The 16,260-nt window shown below is 44.9% G+C and carries 14 protein-coding genes, 3 tRNA genes and 1 rRNA gene; 10 read left to right on the top strand and 8 right to left on the bottom strand.

All coding sequences use genetic code 11. The annotated features are described in order from the left end of the window. Both L5L91_RS18430 and pssA read right to left on the bottom strand, forming a co-directional pair. A 16S ribosomal RNA gene (locus L5L91_RS18430) occupies positions 1-325 on the bottom strand; the annotation flags it as partial. Between the two features lie 724 nt (positions 326-1,049). Next, positions 1,050-1,901, bottom strand: a complete 852-nt coding sequence (gene pssA, locus L5L91_RS18435) for a CDP-diacylglycerol--serine O-phosphatidyltransferase (RefSeq protein WP_263237399.1) — start codon at positions 1,899-1,901, stop codon at positions 1,050-1,052. 94 nt (positions 1,902-1,995) lie between these two features. On the opposite strand from pssA, the gene L5L91_RS18440 reads away from it, so the two are divergent. Then, positions 1,996-2,463 (top strand): DUF4124 domain-containing protein, encoded by a 468-nt coding sequence (locus L5L91_RS18440; protein WP_263237401.1) that lies wholly within the window; start codon positions 1,996-1,998, stop codon positions 2,461-2,463. A 103-nt stretch (positions 2,464-2,566) separates the two neighbouring features. Here the strand turns inward: L5L91_RS18440 and clpB are convergent, their stop codons facing one another. The 3 genes from clpB to rluD form a co-directional block, all read right to left on the bottom strand. Continuing rightward, positions 2,567-5,140, bottom strand: coding sequence for an ATP-dependent chaperone ClpB (gene clpB / locus L5L91_RS18445; RefSeq protein WP_263237403.1), 2,574 nt, complete (start codon positions 5,138-5,140; stop codon positions 2,567-2,569). Positions 5,141-5,339: 199 nt separating this feature from the next. Then, positions 5,340-6,074, bottom strand: coding sequence for a peptidoglycan editing factor PgeF (pgeF, locus tag L5L91_RS18450; RefSeq protein ID WP_263237404.1), 735 nt, complete (start codon positions 6,072-6,074; stop codon positions 5,340-5,342). After that, positions 6,075-7,049, bottom strand: a complete 975-nt coding sequence (gene rluD / locus L5L91_RS18455) for a 23S rRNA pseudouridine(1911/1915/1917) synthase RluD (RefSeq protein ID WP_212601714.1) — start codon at positions 7,047-7,049, stop codon at positions 6,075-6,077. A 122-nt stretch (positions 7,050-7,171) separates the two neighbouring features. Between rluD and L5L91_RS18460 the strand changes: the two genes are divergently transcribed. The 6 genes from L5L91_RS18460 to hmpA all read left to right on the top strand — a co-directional run bounded on the left by L5L91_RS18460 (position 7,172) and on the right by hmpA (position 11,768). Beyond that, positions 7,172-7,933 (top strand): outer membrane protein assembly factor BamD, encoded by a 762-nt coding sequence (locus L5L91_RS18460; protein WP_105249967.1) that lies wholly within the window; start codon positions 7,172-7,174, stop codon positions 7,931-7,933. A 229-nt stretch (positions 7,934-8,162) separates the two neighbouring features. Then, a tRNA-Phe gene (locus L5L91_RS18465) sits at positions 8,163-8,238 on the top strand. 54 nt (positions 8,239-8,292) lie between these two features. Next, positions 8,293-8,379 (top strand) — tRNA-Leu (locus L5L91_RS18470). Positions 8,380-8,447: 68 nt separating this feature from the next. After that, positions 8,448-8,534 (top strand) — tRNA-Leu (locus tag L5L91_RS18475). 165 nt (positions 8,535-8,699) lie between these two features. After that, positions 8,700-10,325, top strand: a complete 1,626-nt coding sequence (locus tag L5L91_RS18480; RefSeq protein WP_173496965.1) for a methyl-accepting chemotaxis protein — start codon at positions 8,700-8,702, stop codon at positions 10,323-10,325. A 249-nt stretch (positions 10,326-10,574) separates the two neighbouring features. Continuing rightward, positions 10,575-11,768, top strand: a complete 1,194-nt coding sequence (gene hmpA, locus L5L91_RS18485; RefSeq protein ID WP_263164168.1) for an NO-inducible flavohemoprotein — start codon at positions 10,575-10,577, stop codon at positions 11,766-11,768. Between the two features lie 96 nt (positions 11,769-11,864). Here hmpA and L5L91_RS18490 read toward each other — a convergent pair whose 3' ends face one another. Beyond that, a complete protein-coding gene (locus L5L91_RS18490; RefSeq protein ID WP_263164169.1) occupies positions 11,865-12,587 on the bottom strand; it encodes a pseudouridine synthase in 723 nt (240 codons plus the stop codon). A 160-nt stretch (positions 12,588-12,747) separates the two neighbouring features. On the opposite strand from L5L91_RS18490, the gene L5L91_RS18495 reads away from it, so the two are divergent. Further along, entirely contained in the window at positions 12,748-13,674 is a 927-nt protein-coding gene (locus L5L91_RS18495) for a TPR end-of-group domain-containing protein (protein WP_212601711.1), read from the top strand. 106 nt (positions 13,675-13,780) lie between these two features. On the opposite strand, the gene L5L91_RS18500 is transcribed toward L5L91_RS18495, so the two are convergent. Beyond that, positions 13,781-14,416, bottom strand: coding sequence for a helix-turn-helix transcriptional regulator (locus L5L91_RS18500; RefSeq protein ID WP_113939922.1), 636 nt, complete (start codon positions 14,414-14,416; stop codon positions 13,781-13,783). Between the two features lie 147 nt (positions 14,417-14,563). On the opposite strand from L5L91_RS18500, the gene L5L91_RS18505 reads away from it, so the two are divergent. Beyond that, the gene (locus tag L5L91_RS18505; protein ID WP_028759265.1) at positions 14,564-15,178 is read left to right on the top strand and encodes an NADPH-dependent FMN reductase; all 615 of its coding nucleotides are present in this window, start codon (positions 14,564-14,566) and stop codon (positions 15,176-15,178) included. Positions 15,179-15,234: 56 nt separating this feature from the next. After that, the gene (locus L5L91_RS18510) at positions 15,235-15,651 is read left to right on the top strand and encodes a VOC family protein (RefSeq protein ID WP_113939921.1); all 417 of its coding nucleotides are present in this window, start codon (positions 15,235-15,237) and stop codon (positions 15,649-15,651) included. Between the two features lie 67 nt (positions 15,652-15,718). On the opposite strand, the gene L5L91_RS18515 is transcribed toward L5L91_RS18510, so the two are convergent. Then, entirely contained in the window at positions 15,719-16,057 is a 339-nt protein-coding gene (locus tag L5L91_RS18515; RefSeq protein WP_168825047.1) for a DUF1971 domain-containing protein, read from the bottom strand. Positions 16,058-16,260 lie beyond the last annotated feature (203 nt).

Consider the following 16,260-nt stretch of genomic DNA (forward strand, 5'->3'; position numbering starts at 1 on the left):
TCAGTCCCAGTGTGGCTGATCATCCTCTCAGAACAGCTAGGGATCGTCGCCTTGGTGAGCCATTACCTCACCAACTAGCTAATCCCACCTAGGTTCATCCAATCGCGGAAGGCCCGAAGGTCCCCTCCTTTCCCCCGTAGGGCGTATGCGGTATTAGCAGTCGTTTCCAACTGTTATCCCCCTCGACTGGGCAGATCCCTAGGCATTACTCACCCGTCCGCCGCTCGCCACCTCAGAAGTAAACTCCCTCGTGCTGCCGCTCGACTTGCATGTGTTAGGCCTGCCGCCAGCGTTCAATCTGAGCCATGATCAAACTCTTCAATTAAAGTTTTGTTGCTTCCGTCTTGCGACTTCAGCTGCTCAATGAATTCTGTCATTTGTTTCCGCTTTTAAAAAAGCGAAATCAAAATTATGTACATATTGCTATGAACACTCATTGTTACATTGATTTAAATTTTTGACTGCCAACCCGAAGGTTAAGCAGTTTCGATTAACTCAACACCTGTGAGTGTCCACACAGATTTCTTGTTTTATCTTGTTAAAGAGCAACTCAATATTCGTAAGAGAACTTGAGTACCACACTGAGCGTCGAACGCTTCCAGTTGGCTAGGGCTGCGTATTCTACGCATTTCCCGTTTCGCGTCAAGGAGTTTTTGCAAACTTTCTTAACACTCATCAATCAATAAACTCATTGATGAACTGTCACATCAGGCTGCTTAACGCTGTCTGCCGTGTCAGTGGATGCGCATTATAGGCAGCAGAAGATTTTGTGCAAGGGCTTTTTTAACAATCTGCGCCAAGCGAATAAATAACCACCAAACTGCAGAAATATACTGCGATACTGAGCAATATCGCTGTTTGGGTTGATAAGTCTGGCAGAAGGAATAGCCTATTGCTGGAGTTTTAATAGATTGAATGGGCATAAACAGAAGTTGATAGCTATTTTTCGCTATATCTATCAGCAAACCTCTAAAAACGTTATGCCCTGTGTGATGTCTTACTCTTATTTACACCTAGCTAATGATAAGCAATGCTCAAAAGAACGAGCCCTAAGATTTATGCTCTTCTTGTTTCTCTTTCTCGAGATCTGTAACGACTTGAGTTTGTGCAGCGGCTTGGGCCGAGGGAACCGTTTCGACATTCGCCACGACATCATCTCCTATAACATGTGCGACTTTGAGTTTTCTCACAGTTCGAATCGTAATGATTGGGCCTGAAATCGCATATAAGTAAAAGCCGACACATAAGATCAAAGCAGGTTGAACAGACACCACCACAAATACACCGACGACCAGTAAGATCACGATAAAGTTAACCTTGCCACGCCAGTCAATTTCTTTAAAAGAGTGATAGCGGAAATTGCTGACCATCAATAGACCCGTTGCCGCAGTCACAAGGGCTGCAATCCAACTGATATTTTTTCCATCGAGACTGTATTGATTACCCAGCCAAATGCTGCCAGCAATAACTGCTGCAGCGGCTGGACTCGCGAGACCTTGAAAATAACGCTTATCGGCGACCCCCACTTGCGTATTAAATCGAGCGAGTCTTAATGCCGCACCTGCACAATAGATAAATGCTGCCAACCAACCAATTTTACCTAAGTCGGCTAATGCCCAATTGTAGGCGAGTAGTGCTGGTGCCATTCCGAAGGACACCATATCCGCCATACTGTCATATTCGGCACCAAAATCACTTTGGGTATTGGTCAGTCTTGCGACTCGACCATCGAGACCATCACAGATCATGGCTATAAAAATGGCTATTGCAGCAGCTTCAAAGTTAGCATTCATGGAAGCAATCACGGCATAAAAGCCAGAAAATAATCCTGCTGTCGTAAAAAGATTAGGTAGTAAATAGATACCTTTATTCTTTACTGCTTGATTTGAAGAATTTTGCATACACTTATTACGCTAGTTCAGTGAAGAGAAGTTAGCTTTCAAGATAACATATTTTATTATCATGTCGATGAGAGACCAGTTAGGGATAATTTCGATGTTAAAAGTGAACATGTTCAGAACAATACTGTATCGATGGCTCTGGCTCAGTCTTTTCATTGGCCCCGTTTCTGCGGGCGTTATCTATACTTGGGTCGATGAAAATGGGGTAACGCATTACAGTCAACAAGCACCACAACAAGAAAAAATCAAAGCAGAAAAACTCTACAGTGAAGATTTAGAGCAAGCGAAAGTCGGTTTTATCGCGCCGATAAAGAAAGCAGATCCCACTTCTGAAGCCAATGAATTAGAAAAGTCAGCGGCGCTGATTAAAGAAAAAGACGCCAAACAGGCTAAATCCATTTGTGAGAGTGCAAAACACAATTTAGAAATACTCACAACGCATACTAAGCTTATCCGTCAAACTTCAGACTCGGGTGAATCTGTCGCTATGACTGAGGAAGACCGCCAAACCTCGATTGCCCAGCAGCAGGAAAGAATCAAACTCTTCTGTGATAAGAAATAGCCATTAACGAAGAATGATTAATGCTAATGCAATAAAAAGAGCCGAGTTTTTAACTCGGCTCTTTTCGTTTAGTGCTTGAAGCGGGAGCGATACTGACTACTGGTTATTGCTCGAACACTAACTCGCCACCCGCACAGCTGACCTTGATCGGTTTACCCGGCAACAAGTCACCACGCAGTAATTTCTGCGCCAGCGGGTTTTCGACTTCTTGCTGCAATGCCCGTTTCAACGGTCTTGCACCATACACAGGATCGAAACCAATTTCCGCAATCAATGATAATGCCTCGTCGGTGATCTCCAATGTATAGTCCTTTTCAGCCAAACGTTGGCGTAAGGAAGCAATTTGTATCGAAGCAATACGCTTGATATTGGCAGCATCCAATGGATGGAACACCACAGATTCATCGATGCGGTTTAAAAACTCGGGTCTGAAACTGTGAGTCACCACATTCATTACCGCTGCTTTCATCTCTGCATAGGTCACTTGACCAAATCCTTCTTGGATAATGTCGGAGCCTAAGTTCGAGGTCATGATGATCACTGTATTTCTAAAATCGACAGTACGACCTTGACCATCGGTTAAGCGCCCATCATCAAGCACTTGCAGTAAAATGTTAAACACATCGGGATGCGCTTTCTCGACTTCGTCGAGCAATATCACTGAATAAGGTTTACGACGAACGGCTTCCGTTAAGTAACCGCCCTCTTCATAACCTACGTATCCTGGAGGCGCACCCACTAAACGCGATACTGAGTGTTTCTCCATAAACTCAGACATATCGATCCGCACTAAAGCCGATTCGGTATCAAATAAGAACCTCGCCAGTGATTTACAAAGCTCAGTTTTACCTACACCCGTTGGACCTAAGAACAGGAACGAGCCAATCGGGCGATTTGGATCCGCCAGACCCGCGCGGCTACGACGAATCGCATTCGCGACCGCATCGACGGCTTCGTTTTGACCGATCACTCGTTCATGCAGTGCCACTTCCATTTGCAGTAATTTTTCGCGCTCGCCTTCAAGCATTTTCGATACGGGTATTCCCGTCGCTTTCGACAATACTTCGGCGATTTCGAACTCAGTAACCTTGTTACGCAATAACGTCATGTCCTGCATTTCGGCTTGCGATGCCAAATCGAGCTGTTTTTCAAGTTCAGGTATACGACCGTATTGCAGCTCAGACATCCGAGTTAAATCACCCGCACGACGCGCCACTTCTAAGTCCATTCGAGCCTGTTCGAGATCGGCTTTTATGTGCTGAGTGCCCGCTAATGCGGCTTTTTCAGTACGCCAGATTTCGTTCAACTCTGAAGCTTTCGCTTCAACGTCACGTAATTCCTCTTGCAGATGGTCAAGCCTGCGACGACTCGCCTCATCATTTTCTTTGGCTAACGCCTGCTCCTCCAGTTTGAGCTGGATAGCACGACGTTCGAGCCTGTCGAGTGACTCAGGTTTTGAGTCCATTTGCATACGGATACTCGATGCCGCTTCATCGATCAAATCGATCGCTTTATCGGGTAACTTACGGTCCGACACATAGCGGTGCGACATGGTCGCTGCCGCCACAATCGCCGGATCGGTAATTTCCACATGGTGATGCAGCTCATAACGTTCTTTCAGTCCACGCAAAATGGCAATGGTGTCTTCAACGCTTGGCTCATCCACCAGCACTTTTTGGAAACGACGTTCAAGCGCCGCATCTTTTTCAATATACTGACGATACTCATCGAGCGTTGTCGCACCCACACAGTGCAAGTCACCACGTGCTAACGCAGGTTTGAGCATGTTCCCCGCATCCATTGCGCCTTCACCTTTACCGGCGCCGACCATAGTATGCAGTTCGTCGATGAAGAGGATCACTTGACCTTCTTCCTGCGCTAACTCATTCAATACCGCTTTTAAACGTTCTTCGAACTCACCGCGATATTTAGCGCCCGCAATCAATGAGCCCATATCGAGGGATAAGACACGCTTATTTTTAATTCCCTCGGGGACTTCACCATTAACGATACGCTGGGCAAGTCCTTCAACAATCGCCGTTTTACCCACACCCGGTTCACCGATAAGGACGGGGTTGTTTTTACTGCGACGTTGTAACACTTGGATCGTACGGCGAATTTCATCGTCACGGCCGATCACAGGATCTAACTTGCCTTGTTCAGCTCGCTCGGTCAGATCGATAGTAAACTTCTTCAACGCTTGGCGTTGATCTTCAGCGTTCGGATCATCCACTTTTTGGCCGCCACGCATTTGTTCAATGGTTTGCTCCATCAACTCTTTGGTCGCGCCGGCTTTTTTCAACGCTTGCGCAAGGGCATCGGCACCTTCTAACGCAGCTAATACAAATAATTCGCTAGAAATATATTTGTCTTTACGCTTTTGCGCCAATTTATCGCACAGATTTAATAAACGGATTAAACCTTGGGATAATTGCACATCGCCGCCCGTACCTTCGACTTGAGGTAAGCGTTCCAGCTCTTGACTCAAGAGCGATCGCAGCGCACTCACTCGAATGCCAGCTTGGGTCAATAAGGGATGGATTGAACCTGAATCTTGGTTCAACAATGCCATCATCAAATGCAGCGGTTCAATAAACTGATGATCACGCCCAAGTGCGAGTGACTGGGCATCAGAGATGGCAAGCTGAAATTTATTGGTCATACGATCGAGTCGCATACAGCCTCCTAACACTCATATAGTAGAGATATGCCAATCCATAAGACATCTTGCCAATTTAGTGGCTTTAAAATCAGTACCGCTAATGGAGAGATCTAAATAGGATTGGTATTACATTTCGTTAGTTAAAAGATGGGGGCTATTTAGCCAAATTCAAGAGAATAACGCGCAAATAAATACAAACTGTAGGGGAATTAGCTTAAGACTTAAGCCAGATCAATGAAGCCATGCGTCCCGTCACCTTATCGCGACGATAAGAGAAGTAATCCGTGTCGCTGACTGTGCAGATATCTGCGCTATAAATATGGTTTATACCGAGTAAACTCAAGCGTAATTTAGCCAAGCCAATAATATCGGCAAGATACTTGTTACCACTTGGAATAAAACACGCTGCCGACTGCGGATGTAAAGTACAAAAGGCTTGCTGTACTTCAACACCGACTTCAAATTTTTGTGGACCAATAGCCGGGCCGAGGTAGGCAATCAACTCATCCATAGGTGAACTAAACTGCGCCGCGGTGGCCTCAATCACGCCATCACATAAACCACGCCAACCGGCATGGGCTGCAGCCACTTCGGTTCCTGCTTGATTACACAACAACACAGGTAAACAATCGGCAGTCATTATAGCGCAAACTAGGCTCGCGGTTCGGCTGTAACAGGCATCAGCAATCTGTGTATCCACAGCAGGAGCTAAGCTCAGCGCATCTAAATTAAGCACATGAGTACCATGCACTTGCTCGAGCCAGACAGGCTCAGCGGTTAACGCTAATTGTTTGCAGAGTAATTCACGATTAGCCATCACCAGCTCTGACGCATCACCGACATGCAGTCCAAGATTCAAACTGTCATAGGGATGCACGCTCACACCGCCATGACGATTTGTCATAGCGATGCCAACATTAGCGGGAACAGGCCAATCGTGATTAAACACTTACAAATACTCGATAGGATGCTCGACTGTGTCTTGACGCAGTGCTTTCGTCAAAATCACCATGTCTTCAGGAATTGGCGCGTGCCAGCTCATGATTTCACAACTCACAGGGTGCGCTAATTCAAGACGCACAGCGTGCAGAGCTTGGCGCTTGAAGTTTTTCAGAATATCAAAAAACTCTGGGCTGGCCCATTTCGGCGGTTTTGGACGACCACCATACACAGGATCGCCCACTAATACGTGGCCTATGTATTCCATGTGCACACGAATTTGGTGAGTACGACCCGATTCAAGGCGCAATCTTAGACGAGTGTGGTTACGGAATTTTTCCGCCACACGATAATGCGTCACAGCAGGTTTACCTGAGTGATGCACCGCCATATGAGTACGTTTCGTTGGATGACGACCAATCGGCTCATCAACAGTACCGCCACCTGTCATAGTCCCCATCACAATCGCTTCGTATTCACGAGTGATTTCACGGGCCTGCAAGGCGGCAACTAAATGGGTTTGCGCTTCAACGGTTTTGGCTACAACCATTAAACCTGTAGTATCCTTGTCCAGACGGTGCACAATACCAGCACGTGGTACATGCTCAATATCGGGACAATGGTGCAATAGTGCATTCATCAAAGTGCCATCGGCATTGCCAGCACCAGGGTGAACCACGAGTCCCGCTTGCTTGTTGATCACAATAATGTCGTCATCTTCATAGACGATATCCAGATCAATGGCCTGTGCCGCTGCGTGAACTTCTTCTTCAAGAGTGGCATCTATGAGTATCTGTTGCAGCTCATAAACTTTCTCTCGGGGCTTATTAACGACAACGCCGTCAACATGAACTGCATCAGATAGGATCCATTCCTTGATGCGCGTGCGCGAGTAATCTGGGAACAACTCTGCTAGGGCCTGATCTAATCTCAGTCCAGTTTGTGTTGCCGAAATCTCGCTTTTTAGATTAATCTCTTGTGTCATAGGAACCGTATCCCCATTTAGGGGTCAAAAAATGTGTGCTATCTGTTACAATCGGATGTTTTCTATTTTATAGTGAAATGGAAAAATTCTTAACTACAACTTAAAAAGAATTGAATTCAAGTATGTATAAATTTTCCAAAGGCGTTACCTTAGTCCTATTTTCACTAGCGTTATCAGCCTGTAGCAGCAGCCCTGATGATAACGATATTGCCGCCAAAACGTCACCTGATGTACTTTATACTCAGGCAAGAACCTCTATGGAGCTTGGCAATTACTCTAAAGCTGTCCGTTCTTTGGAAGCGTTAGACTCACGCTTCCCCTTCGGACCTCACAAAACTCAAGTCCAGTTAGACCTGATATATGCTTACTATAAAATGGACGATGTCGCTTCTGGTATTGCGAACATAGACAGATTTATCCGTCTTAATCCAACTCATCCAGATGTAGACTATGTGTTCTATATGCGCGGTTTAGTGAACATGCAAGCCGACAATTACATGTTCCACGACATGCTTAATATCGACCGAACCGATCGTGACCCTAAAAATGCTCAAGATGCTTTCAAAGATTTTGATCGTCTAATCAAAACCTACCCTAACAGCAAATATGCCGCCGATGCGCAAAAACGCATGTTAGCGTTGAAGAATCGCTTAGCAAAATATTCAATTCAAGTTGCCGAGTATTATCTCAAGATGAATGCATGGAGCGCCGCAGCAATCCGAGCACAATCTGTAATGGAAACATACCCTGGCACCCCTTCAAATGAACGGGCATTAGAGATAATGATAGAAGCTTATGGCGAATTAGGTCAGAGCAAGCTGAAGCAAAACGTGCTCATGGTAATGCAAGCTAACTTCCCAAACAATGAAATCTTATCAAACTAACCGAGAATGCCCCTTTAATAGGGGCATTTTTTTGCTTGGTGACCCTAGATAAGCCATAAATAGATAACGCTAAGTTCTCAGTGTGGATAGTGGTTTGGCTATTTTTACATTCTCAATACCAACACAAATGACACTTTCGTGTAAATCTTATCCAACTGAGTCACTTTTTCCGTTATTTAGTAAAAATCTATTGACTCAAAACCCGAAAAGCCTTTAAATTGCGCCCGTCGCCCGAATAGCTCAGTCGGTAGAGCAGAGGATTGAAAATCCTCGTGTCCCTGGTTCGATTCCGGGTTCGGGCACCATCTTTAAATGGGTTGCGATAGCGACTTATTTTAGAGAACTGCGATAGGTACAGTGCAGGTGTGGTGGAATTGGTAGACACGCCAGCTTCAGGTGCTGGTGCTCGCAAGGGCGTGGAGGTTCAAGTCCTCTCACCTGTACCAAATTGCAGTTCAAAAGTTAAGATTCACAGTGTTAAGATTGTCAATTCGATGAAATATCGAATAGCCATGCAGATGTGGTGGAATTGGTAGACACGCCAGCTTCAGGTGCTGGTGCTCGCAAGGGCGTGGAGGTTCAAGTCCTCTCATCTGTACCAACATTTAAACCTCGCCAAGCGAGGTTTTTTTGTATCTAAAGCAAAATAAATTTTCTGTAACTCTCCCCTCTTTCCTCAGATTTGCTATACCTATTGTTACAGACTCATCATAGGGATAGATAGAGTTCTGCCTAAAGGACTCTTTAGTTCACTGAGGCTATCCATATGAACGGTTTACAAATAAAACAAAAAATGTTTATCGGCATTCTGGTTCCCCTTGTAATGCTAATGACGATTGGCTTTCTCGCCATTAATATGATGGGTAAAATTGAATCGGGTGTTGAACGTATCTATGGCGATAGAGTTGTGCCACTAGACGATTTAAAAGTGATTGCTGATAAATACGCGGTCGATGTTATCGATGCGGTCAATAAGGCGAACGCGGGTGGTTTCACCGCCTCTCAAGCAGCTGAAGCGCTAGACAGTGCCAAATCTACCATTACCCAGCATTGGCAAAAATACTTAGCCACTGAACTTACCTCAGAAGAATCCCGACTCGTAAAACAAGCCGAAGTGCTGTTCTCACCCGCAAATCAACAGATTGACACTCTGGTCTCACGCTTAAGAGGATTAAATGGTGATGTATCAAGCCAATTATCGGCCAATATCCTGCCGCTTTACCAAGTCATAGACCCCATCAGTAACCAAATATCTGAACTGATTGCACTGCAAATTCGCGTGGCAGGCGAAGAAAAAGATCGTGTGAATGCCATTTACCAATCTTCAATCACTATTTTTGTAGCATTAGCCTGTGCCGCCATGATTATCAGTATTGTGATTGGGCTCTGGGTCAATCGCAGCGTGATGAATCCTATTAATGACATTCTCAGTAAACTTAAGCTGATCCATCAAGACTCTGATCTTACCGTCAAATTCACTACTTTTAATCACGATGAACTAGGACAAATATCCACTAGCCTCACCCAAGTTATTGAACACTTGCGGGGCATTCTTCATTCGATTGCCGAAGCGGCAAATACCGTTAATAGTTCAGCAAATGAGTTAAGTAGCTTCACGCAGGCAACCAATAAACGTATGCAACAGCAGCAAGCCGAAACGGAGCAAACTGCAACGGCCATGAATGAGATGACGGCAACGGTCGCAGAAGTCGCCCAAAGCGCATCTGCAGCGGCAGATTCAGCCAAAGATGCCGATACCTATGCCGCCAATGGCAATAATATTGTGATGCAATCGATTAGCAGTATGTCGCAATTATCTGATCAAATTCAAAAAACGGCACAAGTCATTGGATTTCTGTCTAATGAAAGCCAAAATATCGGCCGCGTACTCGATGTGATAAAAAGCATTGCCGAGCAAACCAATCTATTGGCATTAAATGCCGCCATTGAAGCGGCCCGCGCGGGGGAACAAGGCCGCGGCTTTGCAGTCGTTGCGGATGAAGTGCGGACCCTTGCGCAGCGCACCCAAAAGTCTACCCAAGAAATTGAGGCCATGATTGCCACACTACAACAAGGCGTTAAAGAAGCAGTTAACGCTATGGAAATAGGTATAAATCAAGTAGATGATGCTAATGATAAAGCGAATCAAGCAGGCCAAGCACTGAAAGAAATCGTCTCCTCAGTAGATAGCATCACAGAACTTAATACTCATATTGCGACCGCTGCCGAAGAACAAAGTAGCGTTGCCGAAAGCATTAATCGCAGTATTATTGCCATCAGCGATATTGCCGAACATTCCACCGCATCGGCGGCTGAATTAAGTGAATCTGTGGTTAATTTAACTAAACTCGCCAACAGTATGCGCAATCAAGTGAGTGCATTTAAACTCTAAGTCAAAAAACCACACTATGACTGCAATAAGCTTTGCTGTTGCAGTTAACCTCCCTTAAACCATCTGTAATGTATTGAAATAATACGTTTATTTACCACCCCCTATCTCGTACCCGCTTTGATAAAGCACTTCAAATGACCTTAATCACGCTTATCGGTAGCACAAATTGCGATCATCACTATTGATCCAAATCAAATAGATCTTTAAACTCATTTAACATTCATAATATTTGCACGTTAAGGATTTTCTATGTTGGACAGCCGTACAATCCAAGTTATCAAGAGCACTATCCCCTTACTCGAATCCGCAGGCCCTGCGCTGACGACCCATTTTTATGAACGTATGTTCAAACATAATCCTGAATTAAAAGATGTATTTAACTTGGCACACCAGCATTCTGGTGGCCAGCCTGTTGCCCTGTTCAACGCCGTCGCGGCTTATGCTAAAAATATTGAAAACTTAGCGGTGCTAAGTTCGACTGTCGAGCGCATTGCCCAAAAACATACAGGATTTCTGATCAAGCCTGAGCAATATGCGATCGTCGGCAGCCACTTATTAGCCACCCTTAAAGAGTTAGGCGGTGATGCAGTAACAGAAGAAGTATTAGAAGCTTGGGCGCAGGCCTATGGATTTTTAGCAGATATCTTTATTCAACGAGAAGCTCAAATTTATCAGGCACATGCAGAACAAGATGGCGGTTGGTTGGGTGAGCGTCAGTTTATCATTAGCGCGAAAAAGACTGAGTCCACAGTCATTACCTCCTTCATATTGACGCCCGAAGATGGTAAACCAGTTAAAGATTTCATTCCCGGTCAGTACTTAAGTTTGAAGCTAAAACATCCCAATTTAGCATATGAAGAAATCCGCCAATATTCCCTATCCGATGCACCGAATGGCAACAGCTACCGCATCAGTGTGAAACGTGAATTAGGTGGCCAAGTATCTAATCTGCTACACGATACCATGCATATCGGTGACAAAATTGCAGTTATGCCGCCGGCGGGAGATTTTATCTTAGAAGTTGGGGCGGACATCCCCGTAGTGCTCATTTCGGCAGGAGTGGGTCAAACACCGATGAAAAGCATGTTGAATCAATTGATCAAGTTGCAACATCCAAGTGCTATTACTTGGCTACATGCCTGTGAGCAAGGTGATGTACATGGTTTCAAACAGGCTATTCACACCAAGCGCCAGCAACATCATAATCTGAAGAGCCATGTTTGGTATCGCAAGCCGAGTTCAACCGATGTGGTGGGTACAGATTATGATTTTGAAGGACAAATGGAATTAAGCAAAGTCGCAGAGCAACTGCTTCCCCATGCACGTTACTATTTCTGCGGACCTATTGGATTCATGTCAGCCATCAAGCAACAATTACTCGTTCTGGGTGTCTCAGCTGAAAACATGCACTATGAAGTATTCGGCCCCCACGCCGATCTCTAATCCCATATCACGGGCTTGGGACACCTGATTCTCAAGTCCATTTTTATATTTAGAATACGCAGAATAATGGCTGATAAATTGAATTGCCCTATGTCTCTAAGCTACCGGTTTGCAGCGGATACAAGCCACTTCTGCGGCAGTCAGCACACGACTTTCGCCCGACGCCAGAGCTTCATCCAACACAATATCACCTATTGATAATCTATGTAGACCAACAACTGGGTTTCGAAAGCGGCCAAACATCCGCTTAATTTGATGGTACTTACCTTCCTTTAAAGTCACTTCAGCAACATGGTCAGCAATGATCACCAATTTAGCGGGCTGAGTCATTATATCTTCAAAGCTGAAATACATGCCTTCGGCAAATGCGGCTATATATTCTTCAGTTAATGGATTAGCTAAGGTGACGCGATACACTTTATCGACCTTATGCGTCGGTGACATTAGTGCATCAGACCAGCGGCTGTCATTGGTCAGTAATAACAAACCCGAAGAATTTAAATCTAGCCTACCCGCGATATGTAACTCATCACGGGCTTCGCAATCGAGCAAATCAATCACAGTTTTATGCTGAGTATCTTTAGTCGCGCTCACCACGCCAATCGGCTTATGCAACATCAAGTAAACTGGCGTGTTGGCCTGTAATATTTGCCCATCGAGTTGGATGTGAGAAAACTCATCCACTTGCCTATCCATGTCCTTCACTATCAATCCATCGACACGAACTCGGCCCAAGAGTAACAGTTCACGCACCGCTTTACGGTGAGTGTGTAACTGGGTACAAAGATAACGATCGAGTCGGCCGCGCTTAGACTGCATAACACCACAAATGACGAAATATGAATGGGATAGCCATTCTAGCAGGATGCGAGTTCAGGTCATAGCGAGCCAATACAGTAAGCATCACAGAGGTTATTTAGAGCAAAATTAGATCAAACTAAGCAAAATTTGTTAAGCTAGGCGTTCAATTCATCTTATTGTGAGTGGTTACCGCATCAAAAACTTATCTGCAAGTCCCGTTATGATACGTTCGAACCTGCTATTTTTAGCCTTGTTTTTAGTGATACTCGCGAGCTCATTCTTCACTCAAGCGAGCGATGCAGTAAATCCCCCTGAAGCGCCTCAACCTTTCGCCATCCATGATAAACCGCTGATAGAGCGCTACGTCTTCGATGAACTCAAATCTCTCAGATACGATCAACAGGATCTTGAGCGGCGCCTCACCATAGATATCACAGATCGCGAACTGGCCGTTGCCGACAAGTCGATGAATTACGCCAATGTCACTGTCACTTACTTCTTTTATATGATCGCCGGCGTCGCCTCTTTAGTCGCCTTTATCGGCTGGCAATCCCTACGGGAAATCAAGACACATACCGCCAAACTGGCCGCGAATCAGCTACAGAGTATTGCCGAACAATACGAAGAAAAGTTCAAATTACTCGAGCAAGAACTCAAGCATAAGAGTCGTACTATCACAGACAATAATCGTGAAATAGAAGTGATTAATGAAATTCATAATCTGTGGCTACGTGCCCAAAGTGCCCAGACTCCCGAACAAAAAATTGAAGTCTACGATGAAATCCTCACGATTCGACCTGGAGACTTGGAAGCGCTGACCTATAAGGCCGATGCCGCAATGGAAATGCGCGAATTTAATTGGGCACAAAGCCTATGTAATCGTGTTTTGGAAGTTGACCCAACTAACGCCCATGCTTTTTATCAAAGAGCCTGCGCCTTTGCGTGTTTAGGTGTTGAAGATAGGGCAATTTCTGATTTGGAACGCGCCATCCATAACAGCGCATCCTTCAAAGAGCTAGCGTTGGATGAAGCTGATTTCTCACAACTTAAAGGGCATCCTCGTTTCGAAACCTTATTGGCCTATCACGAACCTGATAAGCCCTAAGCTCCGAGGTTTAAGCCCAGAACGAATGCTTAATATATAGCGTTAGCTTTCAGTGACGTTTTATCCCACAGATAAAACGCCTCAAGCGAACAACTTAAGTGCACTACTAAACTATCGTCGCAACTTTAATTGCCGCAATCTTATATGCACAGCGGCGAGCACCTTCGATGATATGTTCTTCGCGGCTCACCACGGCAATATCAGCGAATAACTGCTGGAAAAGTTGCAACTCAGAGCGGCAAAAGTTCAAACACTTAGTCGCTGCAGCGCAGATTGGACAATGATTTTCGAGTAAAAAATACACGCCATCGATGTGTTCCATGGTCGCCATATAACCTTCGTTCGAGCGTAATTTCGCAAGGATGGCCAAACGTGTCGGAATATCAGTAGCACCTTCCATTGCCGCACGATATTGGACTAACGCACTTTGCTCCCTGTGACCGATAAGCTTATCCAAGCCTTGGTCGCCAAAGATCATTTTTACCGAGTCAATCAGCTGTACCGTCAATTCCTCATGGCGATCGGCAAAGTGAGTACGGCTTTGTTCAGTCAATCCCCAGTAACGTGTTGGGCGACCGCGGCCTTCAACTCGATCCTCAATATCCACATCGCCCATATCTTCCAAAGCTTGCAGATGTTGACGCACCCCCATAGTCGTTAACGCCAATTCCTCCGCTAAGGTTTTAGCAGTAAGCGGGCCATGCAACTTGAGTAATTGAATAATCTTATCAGTAGTTTTCATTGAGTCTCCCCGATTTCAGCCGAAGCATTATCTCCCAATCTCCGCTGCTTTAACAGATTAAATAAACTTTTTTATTTACTTTATCCTTTACAATATTAAATAAAGCAATTACCTTACAAATAATTTATAAACAAATAGGTTTACTTAATGAAATTACTCATCATCAGCACCAGCCAAAGACCCGATTCACAAAGTGCTAAAGTCGGTCGTTATATCGCGGAAAGCAGTTTCTCATCTCCCCACAACATGGGTTACGACACGATACATCACTTAGAACTATGCCTGTTTAATCTGCCCTTTTGGGATGGAGAAGAAGACAACAAAGGTGAACACTGGCCCGAAATAGAACACAGAGTCGATGAAGCCGATGCGCTAGTGCTGATCACCCCGGAATGGGGCGGCATGGCATCACCATTACTGAAGAACTTTTTGTTGATGTGTACTCGCGAAGAAACCGCCCATAAACCCGCCTTATTAGTTTCAATATCGGATGGTATTAGCGGTACCTACCCTATCGTTGAAGTGAAGATGAATGCCCTTAAAAACAATAAATTAGTGCCCATACCCGATCACTTAATCATCCGAAATGTCAGCCATGTACTCAATGCAATCCCTGAGAGTGCCCGCGATATCGCGCTTAGGGAAAGAGTGCAATACAGCTTATATATGCTGCATCAATACGCCCAAGCATTAGCCCCCATTCGTGAACAACATGCCAATCAAGCGTACCCAAAACAGCAGGAGTACTGTTACGGTATGTAAGCGGCTTGAGATTTTAACCACCAGCAACAGACTAAAATCATTACAAGGAACGCATTATGATTCATTTAGAGCATATCAATTTAGTGGTAGACGACATCCCCGCAGCACTGCGCTTTTATCAAGCGGCTTTCCCCCATTGGCGTGTTCGCGGTGGCGATAAAGGCACTTGGTACGGCAAACCCCGTAATTGGATTCATTTTGGTGATGATTATCAATACATTGCTTTTAGTGACAATGGTGAAGGTGAAAACCGCGATTTGGCTGGTCATCAAATTGGACTGGCGCATTTTGCCTTTGTGACCGACAACTTAGATGCTGTGATAGCAAGACTGACCCAAGCAGGTTTCCCTATTGCCAAAGATGGCATGGACGATCCCTATCGACGCAATATTTACTTCTTCGATGCCCATGGTTTTGAAGTGGAATTTGTGGAGTATTTAACTGATATTCCAACGGAACGAAATCGCTATTAGCGTAAATCGTTATTAAAAAGAAGTAGCCAAGAACCGCATGTAGTGAATAGGGTATAGGAGCCAGGTACTATTCGCTTCGCTCGGATTGTTGCTGCGCCACTATGGCCGAATCCTTATGGGCATAAAAGTGGAGTCTAAACTGAGTATCTTCGGTCAGTAGCTCCACTTTATGCCAATATTCAGGATGTGAAATGGCGGTTTCACCTGCGCGAATAATAATTTCTTTATCTAATTCGCCCCTGCTACCCGTATAGCCATAAAACTTTAAGCTGCCCGTTAACACTTGGATCTGCCCATATACGCCAGCCTTAGTATTGTGCATGTGCAGCAACATTTTAGGAACGTTGTCATGGTTGAAAACCGGCGTTGATTTGTAATTTACAAAATCTTTGGGGACTAAGGCCATGATGTTTTGCACTCCTTGTGTCAAATCACGAAAATCGAGTAATGCTTACGGCAAGACTAATATAGCCGTTGCCGTATTTCTGTCCAACTCATATCTTGACCTGTATTAACGAGCGGGTTTGAACGTCGAATTTGAAAACACCAAAGTGCTCATTCATGCTTGCAATAGCAAGGTTAGTTACTTTCATCACTGTAATCGCTACA

The sequence above is a fragment of the Shewanella sp. SM55 genome, from assembly GCF_025654025.1.
Lineage (GTDB): Bacteria > Pseudomonadota > Gammaproteobacteria > Enterobacterales > Shewanellaceae > Shewanella > Shewanella oncorhynchi.

Excerpts from the sequence above, each read along its gene's own strand:
- L5L91_RS18500 (WP_113939922.1), bottom strand. The coding sequence starts at position 14,416 with ATGAAAACTACTGATAAGATTATTCAATTACTCAAGTTGCATGGCCCG.
- L5L91_RS18480 (WP_173496965.1), top strand. The coding sequence starts at position 8,700 with ATGAACGGTTTACAAATAAAACAAAAAATGTTTATCGGCATTCTGGTT.
- L5L91_RS18505 (WP_028759265.1), top strand. The coding sequence starts at position 14,564 with ATGAAATTACTCATCATCAGCACCAGCCAAAGACCCGATTCACAAAGT.
- clpB (WP_263237403.1), bottom strand. The coding sequence starts at position 5,140 with ATGCGACTCGATCGTATGACCAATAAATTTCAGCTTGCCATCTCTGAT.
- L5L91_RS18510 (WP_113939921.1), top strand. The coding sequence starts at position 15,235 with ATGATTCATTTAGAGCATATCAATTTAGTGGTAGACGACATCCCCGCA.
- L5L91_RS18515 (WP_168825047.1), bottom strand. The coding sequence starts at position 16,057 with ATGGCCTTAGTCCCCAAAGATTTTGTAAATTACAAATCAACGCCGGTT.
- rluD (WP_212601714.1), bottom strand. The coding sequence starts at position 7,049 with ATGACACAAGAGATTAATCTAAAAAGCGAGATTTCGGCAACACAAACT.
- L5L91_RS18440 (WP_263237401.1), top strand. The coding sequence starts at position 1,996 with ATGTTAAAAGTGAACATGTTCAGAACAATACTGTATCGATGGCTCTGG.
- L5L91_RS18460 (WP_105249967.1), top strand. The coding sequence starts at position 7,172 with ATGTATAAATTTTCCAAAGGCGTTACCTTAGTCCTATTTTCACTAGCG.
- hmpA (WP_263164168.1), top strand. The coding sequence starts at position 10,575 with ATGTTGGACAGCCGTACAATCCAAGTTATCAAGAGCACTATCCCCTTA.
- L5L91_RS18490 (WP_263164169.1), bottom strand. The coding sequence starts at position 12,587 with ATGCAGTCTAAGCGCGGCCGACTCGATCGTTATCTTTGTACCCAGTTA.
- pssA (WP_263237399.1), bottom strand. The coding sequence starts at position 1,901 with ATGCAAAATTCTTCAAATCAAGCAGTAAAGAATAAAGGTATCTATTTA.